The organism is Streptomyces jeddahensis, from assembly GCF_001642995.1.
GTDB classification, from domain to species: Bacteria; Actinomycetota; Actinomycetes; order Streptomycetales; family Streptomycetaceae; genus Streptomyces; species Streptomyces jeddahensis.
Map to the genome: position 1 here is coordinate 107301 of NZ_LOHS01000086.1, position 15533 is coordinate 122833.

Here is a 15533-nt window from a genome sequence, read left to right on the forward strand (position 1 = left end):
TGGACTTCGCGTCGGGGTGGCATTCGAGTGAGGTCGGTACGTGGCCGGTATGCGTGCAGCGGGCGCCTTTTGACGGTCTGTCGGGCATCCGCCCCATGCAACCTGAGCGCAGCCGAACGGGTGTCGAGGTACCCCTGTGTCTCGATTCGTCCCTTAATGGCCTTAATGGACGCGGCAGGGGGCAGGGCATGACCGATCGGCGCCCATGTACTAGAGTTATCTCGACATCGAGATATCTGCCGAGGCGCACCGCAGCCACCACCCTGGTAAGGGTGTCCTAACTTAGCCTTACCTTAGCGGATCGGCGACGAGTCGTGGCGGCAGGATGCGGTGGTACGCGCACAAAAATGAAGGAGACTGTCGTGTCGGCGAACAGCTTCGACGCCCGCAGCACGCTGCAGGTGGGCGACGAGTCGTACGAGATCTTCAGGCTGGACAAGGTCGAGGGTTCCGCTCGCCTGCCCTACAGCCTGAAGGTGCTGCTGGAGAACCTGCTCCGCACCGAGGACGGCGCGAACATCACCGCCGACCACATCCGGGCGCTCGGCGGCTGGGACTCGCAGGCGCAGCCGAGCCAGGAGATCCAGTTCACGCCGGCCCGCGTGATCATGCAGGACTTCACCGGCGTGCCCTGTGTCGTGGACCTCGCCACCATGCGCGAGGCCGTCAAGGAGCTCGGCGGCGACCCGGCGAAGATCAACCCGCTGGCCCCGGCCGAGCTGGTCATCGACCACTCCGTCATCGCCGACAAGTTCGGCACCCCGGACTCCTTCAAGCAGAACGTCGAGCTGGAGTACGGCCGCAACAAGGAGCGCTACCAGTTCCTGCGCTGGGGCCAGACCGCGTTCGACGAGTTCAAGGTCGTCCCGCCGGGCACCGGCATCGTGCACCAGGTCAACATCGAGCACCTGGCCCGGGTCGTCATGGTCCGTGACGGCAAGGCGTACCCCGACACCCTCGTCGGCACCGACTCGCACACCACCATGGTCAACGGCCTCGGTGTGCTGGGCTGGGGCGTCGGCGGCATCGAGGCCGAGGCCGCGATGCTCGGCCAGCCGGTCTCGATGCTCATCCCGCGCGTCGTCGGCTTCAAGCTGACTGGCGAGCTGCAGCCGGGCACCACCGCCACCGACCTCGTGCTGACCATCACCGAGATGCTCCGCAAGCACGGTGTCGTCGGCAAGTTCGTCGAGTTCTACGGCGAGGGCGTCGCCGCCACCTCGCTCGCCAACCGCGCCACCATCGGCAACATGTCGCCGGAGTTCGGCTCCACCGCCGCGATCTTCCCGATCGACGACGAGACCCTGAACTACCTGCGTCTGACCGGCCGCTCCGAGCAGCAGGTCGCGCTCGTCGAGGCGTACGCCAAGGAGCAGGGCCTCTGGCTCGACCCGGCCGCCGAGCCCGACTTCTCCGAGAAGCTCGAGCTGGACCTGTCGACGGTCGTCCCGTCGATCGCCGGCCCGAAGCGCCCGCAGGACCGTATCGTCCTCGCCAACGCCGCCGAGCAGTTCGCGCAGGACGTACGCAACTACGTGGACACCGCGGACGAGGCGGGCGAGGAGTCCTTCCCGGCCTCCGACGCCCCGGCCAGCATCGACGGCGTGCCGACCCGCCCGACCACCGTCACCGCCCCCGACGGCTCGACGTACGAGATCGACCACGGCGCCGTCACCGTCGCCGCGATCACCTCCTGCACCAACACCTCGAACCCGTACGTCATGGTCGCCGCCGCGCTGGTGGCCAAGAAGGCGGTCGAGAAGGGCCTGACCCGCAAGCCGTGGGTCAAGACCACCCTGGCCCCGGGCTCCAAGGTCGTCATGGACTACTACGACCGCGCGGGCCTCACGCCGTACCTCGACAAGCTGGGCTTCAACCTCGTCGGCTACGGCTGCACCACCTGCATCGGCAACTCCGGGCCGCTGCCGGAGGAGGTCTCCAAGGCCGTCAACGACCACGACCTCGCCGTCACCTCGGTCCTGTCCGGCAACCGCAACTTCGAGGGCCGGATCAACCCCGACGTCAAGATGAACTACCTGGCGTCCCCGCCGCTGGTCGTGGCGTACGCCATCGCGGGCTCCATGAAGGTGGACATCACCAAGGACGCCCTGGGCACCGACAAGGACGGCAAGGCCGTCTACCTGCAGGACATCTGGCCGTCCGAGCAGGAGGTCAACGAGGTCGTCGCCAACGCCATCGGCGAGGACATGTTCTCGACCTCGTACCAGGACGTGTTCGCCGGCGACGCCCAGTGGCAGTCGCTGCCGATCCCGACCGGCAACACCTTCGAGTGGGACCCGCAGTCGACCTACGTCCGCAAGCCCCCGTACTTCGAGGGCATGACGATGGACACGACCCCGGTCAGTGACATCACCGGCGCCCGCGTCCTCGCCAAGCTGGGCGACTCGGTCACCACCGACCACATCTCCCCGGCCGGTGCCATCAAGGCCGACACCCCGGCCGGCAAGTACCTCACCGAGCACGGTGTGGAGCGTCGTGACTTCAACTCCTACGGCTCCCGCCGAGGCAACCACGAGGTCATGATCCGCGGCACCTTCGCCAACATCCGCCTGCGCAACCAGATCGCGCCGGGCACCGAGGGCGGCTACACGCGTGACTTCACGCAGGAGGGCGGCCCGGTCTCCTTCATCTACGACGCGTCGCAGAACTACCAGGCCGCCGGCACCCCGCTGGTCATCCTGGGCGGCAAGGAGTACGGCTCCGGCTCGTCCCGCGACTGGGCCGCCAAGGGCACGGCCCTGCTCGGCGTCAAGGCCGTCATCACCGAGTCGTACGAGCGCATCCACCGCTCGAACCTCATCGGCATGGGCGTCCTGCCGCTGCAGTTCCCGGCGGGCCAGTCGGCCGACTCGCTCGGCCTGACCGGCGAGGAGACCTTCTCCATCACGGGCATCACCGAGCTGAACGAGGGCACCACCCCGCGCACGGTGAAGGTCACCACCGACACCGGCGTCGAGTTCGACGCGGTCGTCCGCATCGACACCCCCGGTGAGGCGGACTACTACCGCAACGGCGGCATCATGCAGTACGTGCTGCGCAGCCTGATCCGCAAGTAAGCGGTACGGCACGGCAGTCGAGGGCCGCACCCCCGTGCGCGGGAGTGCGGCCCTCGCGCGTCCGCGGGCAGGCTGCGTGCTGCGCCGGGCGTTTACAACTGTGGCGGCCCTCGCTAACTTCACCAGGAGTGGGATGGGAGCGCTCCCATAAGAGGCGGACCGGAACCCGCCCGGCGGGCGCTCCCATCTCACGGTGCACGTTCCTCACGACCATCGAGCAATCGACAAGGGAACGCGAGAGGTGACCGTCACCAACACCGGCGACGCGCCGATGCTCGGCTGGGTGGTCGACTGGCCACTCCCCGACGGGCAGACGCTCGAGGGCCTGTGGAGCGGCACCGCGACGACCGAGGGCCAGGACGTGATGGTGCACAACGCGGAATGGAACGGGTCCTTGGATCCGGGTGAGAGCACGACGTTCGGGTACGTCGTCTCCGGTTCGGGGGATGATCCCGCCATCGATCTGGGGTGCCGGGTCGGATGACGGCCGGTGGGGCGGGAGCGGTGTGTCGGCTCCCGCCACGCCTGTACGATCCCGCCTGCTCAGCCTGCGGACGGGATCATCTCTGGCCGCCTCGCTCGGTCACGACGGGTTGTTGAACTTCAGGAGTGCGGAGAGGTCCATCTCGACTGGGAAAGGGACTTCGGTGCCTAGCGTGTCGCGGTGCACGGGATGCACGGGGGCGGTGACGTACGACCGCGTGTCGTCATGCCGCCAGTATTCGTGCACGGCGAGACTGTCGTTCTGCTCGAGTTCGACTCGCCAGTAGCAGGCGATTCCGGCCTCGGAGAAGAAGGCCGGCTTGCGTACCCGATCATCTTGGCGAGAGCCGGGGGAGACCACCTCGACTGCCAGGGCGACCCTTTCTGCGGGTACGCAATCGAGTTCCAGGAGGCCGAACCCTCGGGGATCGAACACGATGACGTCCGGTTTCGCGGTGTTGTACGGGTCGAGCAGAATGCACTGCTCGACCACGACCTCGTATGGCGCGACACACGCATCCTCCAGAGCACGCGCGATTCGGTCCCGGACCCGGTTGTGCCAGAACCGGGTCTGCCCACGAACCACGATGACTCCGTCCACGAGATCCCAGTCGAAGGGCAGTTCCAAGTGCTGTACCTGGTCGAAGGTCCAGCCGTCCGCCGGCGGGAACATCCAGGTGTCCTCGGTGGCCCGTTCCTGCCGGTGGCTGATCATCACTGCTCCCATGGGCGCGAGTGTGGACGCCGGTGTGCGTCGTGGTCTCCGGTACGACGGTACCGCCACCCGAATTGAGGGCGCTACGGCGCGCCGTTGACACGGCCGAGGCATGTGTCCGCGAGGTCTCAAGTAGGGAAAGAACGCAGACCAAACCCGCATTCGATCTTGATCCCCTGATGGAGAGTGGACTATACCTGTCGGCGTCCACCCAGCCGTTCGACCGGTCGTGGACAGGGAGGGGGAGCCGGGGGAGAGACGGAGGCGGGCCGGCCGATGCCGCGACCGCCGTGTCGTTTCCGCTGATTCCCATACTCCAGCGCTCCAGCACGATCCAGCTCCACCGAAGACACAGCACTTCACCGCGGTGCCGGGGAGGATCCGGTTCACCGCCTGAGTCCTGGAGAAGGCGAGGACTTGAGCATGGGATCCACTTCCGCCGAGACCGGCACCGGCACCGAAGGCGTCGGCCGCCGTGATCTGATCAAGAGGTCGGCCGCGCTCGGGCTGATCGCCGTTCCGACGATGAGCTTCCTGTCCGCGTGTGCCAGCGGTAGCAGCGACAGCGACGAAAAGGTCGAGAAGGGCAAGAAGAGCGCCGAGAACCCGCTCGGCGTGAACGAGACAGCATCGATGGAATTCGTGCTGTTCGACGGCGGCTTCGGCACGCAGTACGCCGAGGACGCGGTCAAGGAGTACGAGAAGAAGTACCCCGGGGCGAAGGTCAAGTTCTCCTCGACCCAGAAGATCCAGTCGGTTCTCCAGCCGCGCTTCAACGGGGGCAACCCGCCGGACCTGATCGACAACTCCGGTGCCGAGCAGATGGACATGGGCGTCCTCGTCGGCAAGAAGCAGCTCGCCGACCTCACGCCGCTGCTGGACGCCCCGTCCATCGACGATCCGAACAAGAAGGTCCGCGACACGCTGCGCCCCGGCATCGTCGAGATGGGCCAGTTCGACGGCGACGCGGTCTGGATCATGTACTACGCGTACACCATCTACGGCGTGTGGTACTCCCAGAAGGCGCTGGACTCGCTCGACGCCGAGTACCCGGAGACCTGGGACGACATGCTCGCCGTCTGCGCGAAGGCGAAGAAGAAGGGCATGGCGGGCTGGACGTATGCGGGCAAGCACCCGTACTACATCCCGTTCTCGCTCTACCCGATGATTGCCAAGGTCGGCGGCCGCGAGGTCCTCGACGCCATCGACAACCTGGAGCCGAACGCCTGGAAGCATCCCGCGGTCAAGACCTGCTTCGAGGCGTACTACGAGCTCTACAAGAAGGGCTACATCCTCAAGGGCACCCCGGGCCTCGACCACATCCAGTCCCAGACCGCCTGGACCGAGGGCAAGGCGCTGTTCATCCCGAACGGCTCGTGGGTGGAGAACGAGGCCGCGAAGACCATGCCGGCGGACTTCGACCTCGCGGTGTCGGCGCCGTCGGGTATCGACAGTTCGGACAAGATGCCGTTCGGCACGATGTGGGCGTCCGGCGGTGAACCCTTCATCGTCCCCGCCAAGGCCAAGAACCCCGACGGCGGCATGGAACAGCTGCGCATCATGCTCAGCGAGGCCTCGTCGAAGAACTTCACCAAGTCGGTGAAGTCGCTGACCGCTTTCAACGGCGGCACAGACGGCATCGACCTCACCCCGGGCCTCAAGTCCGGTGTCGCGGCACTGGAGAAGGCCGGCGACAACGTCGTCAACCCGCGCCTCCAGGACTGGTACGTGGCGCTGCAGAAGGAGAAGATCGGCGTCGGCGGCCTGGGCGAGATGATGGCCGGCCGGCTCACCCCGGCCGAGGCGATCAAGAAGATCCAGGAGTACGCCGACGAGGCGGCCAAGGACGACTCCATCAAGCACTACAAGCACCAGTGAGCGCAGCCGGGGCCCGGCCGGACCGACCGACCGGCCGGGCCCCGGCTCTTGATACGAGGTGCCGGCGGCGCGCGCAAGGAGATCGGGGTCAGTAGGGATGCAGCACGGCAAATACCGTTTCATCGTGGGGTTCTTGACGGTCCCCTTGGCCATTTACGGCCTTTTCGTCATCTGGCCCTTCATCCAGTCCATCTTCTACTCGTTCACTGACTGGAGCGGGCTGAGCCCCGAGTTCGAGATGGTGGGCTTCAAGAACTTCACGAGGATGCTCGACGACGAGGTCTTCTGGAAATCGCTGCAGCACAGTGTGATGTTCGTGGTGCTGCTGCCGCTCGTGACGCTCACGCTGGCGCTGTTCTTCGCCTTCATGCTCAATGTCGGGGGGCGGCGCCGGAAGAACGCGGCGATCGCGGGGGTCCGGGGCTCCTCCTTCTACAAGGTCGTCTACTTCTTCCCGCAGGTGCTGTCGATCGCCATCGTCGCCCTGCTCTTCCAGTTCGCGTACAACCCGAACAGCGGCGCGCTCAACTCCGGGCTGAAGGCGGTGGGCCTGGACGGCGTGCAGCCCGACTGGCTCGGCGATCCCGACCTCGCCCTGTGGTGCGTCTTCGCGGTCCTCGTCTGGTGCACCGTCGGCTTCTTCGTGGTGCTGTTCTCCGCCGGAATGGCCTCCATTCCGAAGGACTACTACGAGGCCGCTCTGCTGGACGGCGCGAACCGCATGACGACCTTCTTCAAGATCACCCTGCCGCTGCTCTGGGACACCGTGCAGTCCGGCTGGGCCTACATGGGCATCCTGGCGCTCGGCGCCGAGTCCTTCGCGGTCGTGCAGATCATGACCGTGGGACCGAACGGCGGCGGCCCCGACTACTCGACGACCGTGCTGCCGCTGTACGTGTACCAGAAGGCGTTCCGTGACGGTCAGGCCGCCTATGCAACGACGATCGGTGTGGCCCTGCTCATCGTGACGCTGCTGTTCGTGGCGGTCGTGATGCGGATGGGCCGGCGCGAGCGGCTGGAGTACTAATGCTGTGTTTTCCCGGGGGACACCCCCCGGACCCCCGGCCGAGAAGAACGCCAGCCGCTGATGCGGAGGCACGCGCCGAACAGACCGAGCGGACCGAGCCGCGAGGAGGACACGAGTGAAGACGACCGATACGCCTCCCGCCGACACCACCGAGGAGCGGCCCGCCGTCGCCAAGGTGGACGCCGCCGGGGGCCCGTCGCGAAAGGCGACCGAGGGTCAGACCCTCAACGTCTTCTCGCACGGCATGCTCGTGCTGTGGGCGTTCATGGTCGTGATGCCGCTGCTCTGGGCGGTCATGACCTCCTTCAAGGACGACAAGTCCATCTTCACCTCGCCCTGGGCGCTGCCGGACACGCTGCATTTCGACAACTGGTCGCGCGCTTGGACCGAGGCGCACATGAGCGACTACTTCCTCAACACCGTGATCGTGGTGGGGTTCTCGCTCGTGGGCACCATGCTGCTCGGTTCGATGGCGGCGTACGTCCTCGCGCGCTTCGAATTCCCCGGGAACCGCTTCATCTACTTCCTGTTCATCGGAGGGATGAGCTTTCCGATCATCCTGGCGCTGGTGCCGCTGTTCTACGTCATGCAGAACATGTCGCTGCTGAACACGCTGCCCGGCCTGATCCTCGTCTATATCGCGTACTCCCTGCCGTTCACCGTGTTCTTCATGACGGCCTTCTTCCGTACGCTGCCGACCTCGGTGGCCGAAGCGGCCTTCGTGGACGGCGCCTCGCACACCAGGACCTTCTTCCAGGTGATGCTCCCGATGGCCAAGCCGGGCCTGATCAGCATCAGCATTTTCAATTTCCTGGGGCAGTGGAACCAGTACATGCTGCCGACGGTGCTGAACACCGAGCAGGAGGACAAGGTGCTGACCCAGGGCCTCGTACAGCTCGCCGTGAGCCAGGGCTACAAGGGCGACTGGTCAGGCCTCTTCGCCGGGCTGGTCATGGCCATGCTGCCGGTGCTGGCCGCGTACGTCGTCTTCCAGCGGCAGGTCGTCGCCGGTCTGACGGCCGGCGCCCTCAAGTAGCCTCAGGACACCAATCGGGCCCGGTTCTCCGTGACGACGCAGGGCGGCACGGCGAAACCGGGCCTTTGGCGTGCCCCGAACCGTCGATCCCATGGAAGCGATTTCCGTCAAGGTCTTGACTGTGGTAACCCGTTCAGCACAGCTTGGAGTTCACAACTTGTACGTGGCCCGGTTTCCGCTGCTGTGAATCTGCTGTGAACGGGCCCACGGGCGGCATCGGAGCTGCCCGTCCTAGGGCAGGAGTGGATGGGTCGATGGAGACTCCGGGGTCGCAGTCGTCGCTGCACCGGGCCAATCTCGAGCGGGTCGTACGTGCCGTGCGGCTGGCCGGATCGCTCACGCAGGCGGAGATCGCAAGGACGACGGGTCTGTCGGCGGCGACGGTCTCCAACATCGTGCGGGAGCTGAAGGAGGGCGGAACCGTCGAGGTCACGCCCACCTCGGCGGGCGGCCGGCGGGCGCGCAGCGTGTCCTTGAGCGGTGCCGCCGGCATCGTGATCGGCGTCGACTTCGGGCACACGCACCTGCGCGTCGCGATCGGGAACCTCGCCCATCAGGTGCTGGCCGAGGAGTCCGAGCCGCTGGACGTGGACGCCTCCGCCGCGCAGGGCTTCGACCGGGCGGAAGAGCTGGTCAACCGCCTGATCTTGGCCACGGGGGTCGACCGCACCAAGGTTGCGGGCGTCGGGCTCGGCGTGCCGGGGCCGATCGACGTGGAGTCGGGCACGCTGGGCTCGATGGCCATCCTGCCCGGCTGGACCGGAACCAGACCGGCCGAGGAGCTGCGGGGCCGTCTCGGCGTCCCGGTGCACGTGGACAACGACGCCAACCTGGGCGCTCTCGGCGAGCTGGTCTGGGGCAGCGGGCGCGGGGTGAAGGACCTGGCGTACATCAAGGTCTCGAGCGGTGTGGGCGCCGGTCTCGTGATCGACGGGAAGATCTACCGGGGACCCGGCGGAACCGCGGGAGAAATCGGGCATATCACTCTGGATGAGTCCGGCCCGGTCTGCCGTTGCGGCAACCGCGGATGCCTGGAGACCTTCACGGCCGCCCGCTATGTGCTGCCGCTCCTCCAGCCCAGTCACGGCACGGATCTGACCATGGAGGGCGTCGTCAGGCTGGCGCGCGACGGCGATCCGGGCTGCCGGCGCGTGATCGCCGACGTCGGCCGTCACATCGGGAGCGGCGTGGCCAGTCTCTGCAACCTTCTGAACCCGTCCCGTGTGGTGCTCGGCGGCGATCTCGCCGAGGCGGGTGAGCTGGTGCTGGGTCCGATCCGCGAGTCCGTCGGGCGGTACGCGATCCCAAGTGCCGCGCGCCAGCTGTCCGTACGCCCGGGGGCACTGGGCGGCCGGGCCGAGGTGCTCGGCGCCCTGGCGCTGGCGCTGAGCGAGATGGGTGATTCGACCCTTCTGGACGGCTCGCTCGCCGTGGCCACCCCTGCCTTCACTTAGTTCACGCATGGCACCGTTGTCATCTCGTTAAGGATTTACTCCTTGACGACGGCCGTTACCGCCGAGTTGACTTCGAGCACCTCGGCCGCAGCGACGCGGCCGCGTCAGGGAGGTTTCTGAAGTGAACACGCGTATGCGTCGTGCCGCCGTTGCCGTCGCCGCTTCCGCGATGGCCGTCTCGCTCGCCGCCTGTGGCAGCGCCAAGGAGGCCGATGGTGGTAGCGACAAGGCCAGCAGCTCGAGCAAGGGTGACGCGCTGACGATAGGTCTGCTCCTTCCGGAGAACCAGACGGCGCGTTACGAGAAGTTCGACAAGCCGCTCATCGAGAAGAAGATCAGCGAGCTCACGGACGGCAAGGCGACGGTCAAGTACGACAACGCCAAGCAGGACGCGACGCTGCAGGCCCAGCAGGTCGAGACGATGATCACCAACAAGGTGGACGTGCTCATCGTGGACGCGGTGGACTCCAAGGCCATCGCCAGCTCGGTCAAGAAGGCCAAGGACGCCGGCATCCCCGTCGTTGCCTACGACCGCCTCGCCGAGGGCCCGATCGACGCCTACACGTCGTTCGACAACGTCCAGGTCGGCAAGGTCCAGGGCGAGGCCCTCCTCGGCGCCCTGGGCGACAAGGCCAAGGACGGCAAGATCGTCATGATGAACGGGTCGCCCACCGACCCGAACGCCGCGCAGTTCAAGGAGGGCGCCCACTCCGTCCTCGACGGCAAGGTCGAGGTCGGCAAGGAGTACGACACCAAGGAGTGGAAGCCGGAGAACGCCAACGCCAACATGGAAGGCGCGATCTCCGCACTCGGCAAGAACAACATCGTCGGCGTCTACTCCGCCAACGACGGCATGGCGGGCGGCATCATCACCGCCCTGAAGGCCGCGGGCGTGTCGAAGCTTCCGCCGGTCACCGGCCAGGACGCCGAACTCGCCGGTGTGCAGCGCATCGTGGCGGGCGAGCAGTACATGAGCGTCTACAAGCCGTACGCCCCCGAGGCCGATGCCGCCGCCGAGATGGCCGTCGCGCTCGCCAAGGGCGAGAAGCTCGACTCCATCGCCAAGGACTCGGTCGACAGCCCGACCACGAAGGGCATCCCGTCGGTCCTCGTCGCCGTCACCTCGCTGACCAAGGACAACATCAAGGACACCGTCATCAAGGACGGCGTCTACACGGCCAACGAGATCTGCACGGCCAAGTACAAGGCCGACTGCGAGAAGCTCGGTCTCCTCGACTGAGTTTCTCCTCGACTGAGTTCCTGCCGAGCCCCTTTCAGGGGCTTTCCCGGAGTGCTTTTTCCGGGATTCTCTCTCCGAGTCCCTTTGCGTGTACGGGAGTTCATTCCAGAATTCCCGTACGGGCCCGTCACAGGGCACCTTCGGGACTCGTCATAGGGACAGGACTCGTCATGCGGAAGCCGTCCGGGCGCCCCGGATCCATCAGCCCCGCAGCTCCGGCGGGGCGCGCCGGACGGCCCACCCCCCTTTCGTTTCTGCACAACCTCCCGCCGGGTCAGGCGGCGAAGGAGATGGTTCACGTGTCCGCTACGCCTGTGCTGGCGTTGCGCGGGGTCTCCAAGCGGTTCGGTGCCGTCCAGGCGCTCACCGACGTAGAGCTCGAGGTCCATGCCGGTGAGGTGGTCGCCCTGGTCGGCGACAACGGCGCCGGAAAGTCCACGCTGGTCAAGACGATCGCCGGCGTGCACCCCATCGATGACGGCGTCATCGAGTGGGAAGGCCGTCCCGTATCGATCAGCAAGCCGCACGACGCCCAGAACCTGGGCATCGCGACGGTCTACCAGGACCTCGCGCTGTGCGACAACATCGACGTCGTCGGCAATCTGTTTCTCGGCCGCGAGTTGAAGAAGCGCGGCATCCTCGACGAGGTCGAGATGGAGCGGCGCGCCCGCGAGCTGCTCACGACCCTGTCGATCCGCATACCGAGCGTGCGCATCCCGATCGCCTCGCTCTCCGGCGGTCAGCGCCAGACGGTGGCGATCGCCCGGTCGATGCTCGGCGAGCCCAAGCTGGTCATCCTCGACGAGCCCACCGCGGCCCTCGGCGTCGAGCAGACCGCGCAGGTCCTCGACCTCGTGGAGCGGCTGCGCGAGCGCGGCCACGCCGTGATCCTCATCAGCCACAACATGGCCGACGTCAAGGCTGTCGCCGACAAGGTGGCGGTGCTCCGGCTCGGCCGCAACAACGGTGTCTTCGAGGTCAAGAGCACCTCGCAGGAAGAGATCATCTCCGCCATCACCGGCGCCACGGACAACGCCGTGACCCGTCGTGCGGCGCGTACCAACGGGGAGGCTCAGAAGTGAGCATCGACAAGACCTCCGCGGCTCCGGCGGTGGAGAACCCCGAGGCCGCCGCCGACGCCGTGACCGCAGTGGACCCCCGGCTGCTCGTGCGCGAGGAGGGCCTCAAGGGCTACGTCACCGAGTTCAAGCGCAAGATGCGCGCCGGAGACCTGGGCTCCGTACCGGTCGTCGTCGGCCTGATCATCATCTGGGCCATCTTCCAGGGCCTGAACTCGAACTTCCTCTCGGCCGAGAATCTCAACAACATCGCCGTCGCGATGGTGGCCACCGGCATGATGTCGGTGGGCATCATCTTCGTGCTGCTGCTCGGCGAGATCGACCTGTCGGTCGGCTCCGTCAGCGGTGTGTCCGGCGCGCTCATGGCGGTGCTCAGCGTCACGCACGGCGTCAGCGAATGGCTGGCGGTTCTCGTCGCCATCGCCGGCGGCGCCCTCATCGGCTGCATCCACGGCTTCTTCTTCGCCCGCGTCGGCGCGCCCGCCTTCGCCGTCACGCTGGCCGGCCTGCTGTTCTGGCTCGGCTTCATGCTGCAGATCCTCGGCGACAACGGCACGATCAACATCGACTCGGACGGTGTCGTCGGCCACCTCACCACGTACTACTTCTCCGACATCGCGGCGGCCTACGGGCTCGCCACGCTCGCGGTCGTGGTGTTCTTCGTCACCTCCTTCCTGGACAGCCGCCGCCGCGAGGCCGCGGGCGTGCCGTCGCGGCCGCTCAGCGAGATCGTGCTGCGCACCGCGGTCCTCGCGGTCATCGGCTTCGCCGCCGCGGCCATGTTCAACCAGTACAAGGGCCTGCCCCTGGCGCTGGTGCTGTTCATGGCGGTGCTGGTGCTGACGGACTTCGTGCTGCGGCGCACCGCGTACGGGCGGAAGGTCTTCGCGCTCGGCGGCAGCGTCGAGGCGTCCCGGCGCGCGGGCATCAACGTCACCGCGGTGCGGATCTCGGTCTTCGCCATCGCCGGTACGTTCGCGGCCATCGGCGGCCTGTTCTGGGCCTCGAAGATCGCCGCGGCCAACCAGAGCGCCGGTGCCGGCGATCTGCTGATGAACGTCATCGCGGCGGCCGTCATCGGCGGAACGAGCCTCTTCGGCGGCCGCGGCCGCACCTGGAACGCGCTGCTCGGTGTCATGGTGATCACCTCGATCCAGTACGGCCTGGCCCTGGAGGGCATCGCCACGCCGATCCAGTACATGATCACTGGCGGTGTGCTTCTCGCCACCGTTGTTATTGACTCGGTGACGCGGAAGACCCAGAAGACGGCCGGCAGGGCGTAGTCGCTCCGCGCGCCCCTGAAGGGGCGCAGCCCCTGACCTGTGCCCGGCACCTTGGTGGTGCCGGGCACAGCCACGTACGGCCGACGGCGTGACCTACGACGCACGGCCCGGACGTCGGCCGTAACGGCGGAACATTAGACTCGACAGACCCGCGAAGGCTCGAACAGCTCTACTGCAAGGAGGCACGGGTGCCGCTGCTGACCCGCATCAGGGGACCGCGCGATCTGGACCGGCTCAGCCCGGAGCAGCTGGACCAGCTGGCCGACGAGATCCGGACCTTCCTCGTCGACGCGGTCGCCAAGACCGGCGGCCACCTCGGCCCCAACCTCGGCGTGGTCGAGCTCACGATCGCCCTGCACCGTGTCTTCGACTCGCCCAAGGACAAGGTGCTGTTCGACACGGGCCACCAGAGCTATGTGCACAAGCTGCTGACCGGCCGCCAGGACTTCTCCGGTCTGCGCACCAAGGGCGGCCTGTCCGGCTACCCGTCGCGCGCCGAGTCCGAGCACGACGTCATCGAGAACTCGCACGCCTCCACCGTCCTCGGCTGGGCCGACGGCCTCGCGAAGGCCAACCAGGTGCTCGGCAAGGACGACCACATCGTCGCCGTGATCGGCGACGGCGCCCTCACCGGCGGCATGGCCTGGGAGGCGCTCAACAACATCGCGGACGCCAAGGACCGCCCGCTGGTCATCGTCGTCAACGACAACGAGCGTTCGTACGCCCCCACCATCGGCGGCCTCGCCAACCACCTCGCGACGCTGCGGACCACGGACGGCTACGAGCGGTTCCTGGCCCGCACCCGCGACCTGCTCGAGCGCACGCCGGTCGTCGGCCGGCCGCTCTACGACACGCTGCACGGCGCCAAGAAGGGCCTGAAGGACTTCATTGCGCCGCAGGGCATGTTCGAGGACCTGGGCCTGAAGTACGTCGGCCCGATCGACGGCCACGACATCGCGGCCCTGGAGTCGGCGCTGTCCCGCGCCAAGCGCTTCGGCGGCCCGGTCATCGTGCACTGCCTCACCGAGAAGGGCCGCGGCTACAAGCCTGCCGAACAGGACGAGGCCGACCGTTTCCACGGCATCGGACCGATCCACCCCGACACGGGTCTGCCCATCGCCGCGTCCGGTCTGGACTGGACGTCCGTCTTCGGCGAGGAGATGGTCAAGCTCGGCCGGGAGCGCGAGGACATCGTGGCGATCACCGCGGCCATGCTGCAGCCGGTCGGCCTGCAGAAGTTCGCCGAGGAGTTCCCCGACCGCGTCTACGACGTCGGCATCGCCGAGCAGCACGGCGCCGTCTCGGCCGCAGGCCTCGCCACCGGGGGTCTGCACCCGGTCTTCGCGGTGTACGCGACCTTCCTCAACCGTGCCTTCGACCAGGTGCTGATGGATGTGGCGCTGCACAAGTGCGGCGTGACCTTCGTCCTGGACCGGGCCGGCGTCACCGGCACCGACGGCGCCTCGCACAACGGCATGTGGGACATGTCGATCCTGCAGTGCGTGCCCGGTCTGCGGATCGCCGCGCCGCGCGACGCCGACCAGGTGCGCCTCCAGCTGCGCGAGGCCGTCGAGGTCGACGACGCGCCGACCGTCGTGCGCTACTCGAAGGGCGCCGTCGGGCCCGCCGTACAGGCCGTGGGCACGGTCGGCGGCATGGACGTCCTGCGCGCGGCCGGGACGGACCGGCCGGACGTGCTGCTCGTCTCCGTCGGCGCGCTCGCCCCGATGTGCCTGGAGATCGCCGACCTGCTCGACAAGCAGGGCATCTCCACGACCGTCGTCGACCCGCGCTGGGTCAAGCCGGTCGACGAGGCGCTGCCGCCGCTGGCCGAGCAGCACCGCGTCGTGGTGACGGTCGAGGACAACTCCCGGGCGGGCGGCGTCGGTTCGGCGATCGCGCAGGCCCTGCGTGACGCGGGCGTCGACCTGCCGCTGCGCGACTTCGGCATCCCGCCGCGCTTCCTCGACCACGCCTCGCGCAAGGAGGTCCTGGCCGAGATCGGGCTGACCGCCCCGGACATCGCGCGCCAGGTCACGGGTCTGGTGGCGAAGCTCGACGGCCCGTCATCGCAGTCCCAGCTCCGTTCGGCCGACGCGACGCCCACGGCGCGCACCGCCGCCGACGAGGTGGATCCGGTGGAGCCGGTGCGGGACTGATCCACCGGGCGCGCGGTCACCCGGCTGGTCCATGGGGCCGGTCTCACCCCCTGCACGGGTGGTGAGACCGGCCCATTCGCATGAAACCGGACATAACGTGGC

General features: G+C 67.5%; 10 protein-coding genes and 1 pseudogene. 10 read left to right on the plus strand and 1 reads right to left on the minus strand.

Going from position 1 to position 15533, the window contains the following annotated elements; all coding sequences use genetic code 11:
* Positions 1-362: 362 nt before the first annotated feature.
* Both acnA and STSP_RS19035 read left to right on the plus strand, forming a co-directional pair.
* Entirely contained in the window at positions 363-3077 is a 2715-nt protein-coding gene (acnA, locus tag STSP_RS19030) for an aconitate hydratase AcnA (RefSeq protein WP_067279441.1), read from the plus strand.
* A 238-nt stretch (positions 3078-3315) separates the two neighbouring features.
* Positions 3316-3561 (plus strand): annotated as a pseudogene (locus tag STSP_RS19035) (cellulose binding domain-containing protein); the annotation flags it as partial.
* Between the two features lie 99 nt (positions 3562-3660).
* Here the strand turns inward: STSP_RS19035 and STSP_RS19040 are convergent.
* Positions 3661-4287, minus strand: a complete 627-nt coding sequence (locus STSP_RS19040; RefSeq protein WP_107441342.1) for a Uma2 family endonuclease — start codon at positions 4285-4287, stop codon at positions 3661-3663.
* Positions 4288-4698: 411 nt separating this feature from the next.
* Between STSP_RS19040 and ngcE the strand changes: the two genes are divergently transcribed.
* The 8 genes from ngcE (at position 4699) to dxs (ending at position 15431) form a co-directional block, all read left to right on the plus strand.
* Positions 4699-6153 carry an N-acetylglucosamine/diacetylchitobiose ABC transporter substrate-binding protein gene (gene ngcE, locus STSP_RS19045; protein ID WP_067279382.1) on the plus strand — a complete coding sequence of 485 codons (1455 nt, stop codon included), beginning with the start codon at positions 4699-4701 and terminating at the stop codon, positions 6151-6153.
* 97 nt (positions 6154-6250) lie between these two features.
* The gene (locus STSP_RS19050) at positions 6251-7180 is read left to right on the plus strand and encodes a carbohydrate ABC transporter permease (protein WP_067279385.1); all 930 of its coding nucleotides are present in this window, start codon (positions 6251-6253) and stop codon (positions 7178-7180) included.
* Between the two features lie 115 nt (positions 7181-7295).
* Positions 7296-8216 carry a carbohydrate ABC transporter permease gene (locus STSP_RS19055; protein WP_067279387.1) on the plus strand — a complete coding sequence of 307 codons (921 nt, stop codon included), beginning with the start codon at positions 7296-7298 and terminating at the stop codon, positions 8214-8216.
* Between the two features lie 254 nt (positions 8217-8470).
* Positions 8471-9670: an ROK family transcriptional regulator gene (locus STSP_RS19060; protein WP_067279390.1), complete on the plus strand. Its 1200-nt coding sequence runs from the start codon at positions 8471-8473 to the stop codon at positions 9668-9670.
* Between the two features lie 133 nt (positions 9671-9803).
* Entirely contained in the window at positions 9804-10910 is a 1107-nt protein-coding gene (locus tag STSP_RS19065; RefSeq protein ID WP_198547388.1) for an ABC transporter substrate-binding protein, read from the plus strand.
* 290 nt (positions 10911-11200) lie between these two features.
* The gene (locus STSP_RS19070; RefSeq protein WP_067279392.1) at positions 11201-11992 is read left to right on the plus strand and encodes an ATP-binding cassette domain-containing protein; all 792 of its coding nucleotides are present in this window, start codon (positions 11201-11203) and stop codon (positions 11990-11992) included.
* The gene (locus STSP_RS19075) at positions 11989-13272 is read left to right on the plus strand and encodes a sugar ABC transporter permease (protein ID WP_067279394.1); all 1284 of its coding nucleotides are present in this window, start codon (positions 11989-11991) and stop codon (positions 13270-13272) included. Before STSP_RS19070 ends, STSP_RS19075 begins: the two co-directional genes overlap by 4 nt.
* 188 nt (positions 13273-13460) lie before the next feature.
* Positions 13461-15431, plus strand: coding sequence for a 1-deoxy-D-xylulose-5-phosphate synthase (dxs, locus tag STSP_RS19080; protein WP_067279397.1), 1971 nt, complete (start codon positions 13461-13463; stop codon positions 15429-15431).
* The last annotated feature ends 102 nt before the right edge of the window (positions 15432-15533 follow it).

Coding starts and splice junctions, on each gene's coding strand:
- STSP_RS19060 (WP_067279390.1), top strand. CDS start 8,471: ATGGAGACTCCGGGGTCGCAGTCGTCGCTGCACCGGGCCAATCTCGAG.
- STSP_RS19070 (WP_067279392.1), top strand. CDS start 11,201: ATGGTTCACGTGTCCGCTACGCCTGTGCTGGCGTTGCGCGGGGTCTCC.
- STSP_RS19065 (WP_198547388.1), top strand. CDS start 9,804: ATGCGTCGTGCCGCCGTTGCCGTCGCCGCTTCCGCGATGGCCGTCTCG.
- ngcE (WP_067279382.1), top strand. CDS start 4,699: ATGGGATCCACTTCCGCCGAGACCGGCACCGGCACCGAAGGCGTCGGC.
- STSP_RS19050 (WP_067279385.1), top strand. CDS start 6,251: ATGCAGCACGGCAAATACCGTTTCATCGTGGGGTTCTTGACGGTCCCC.
- STSP_RS19040 (WP_107441342.1), bottom strand. CDS start 4,287: ATGGGAGCAGTGATGATCAGCCACCGGCAGGAACGGGCCACCGAGGAC.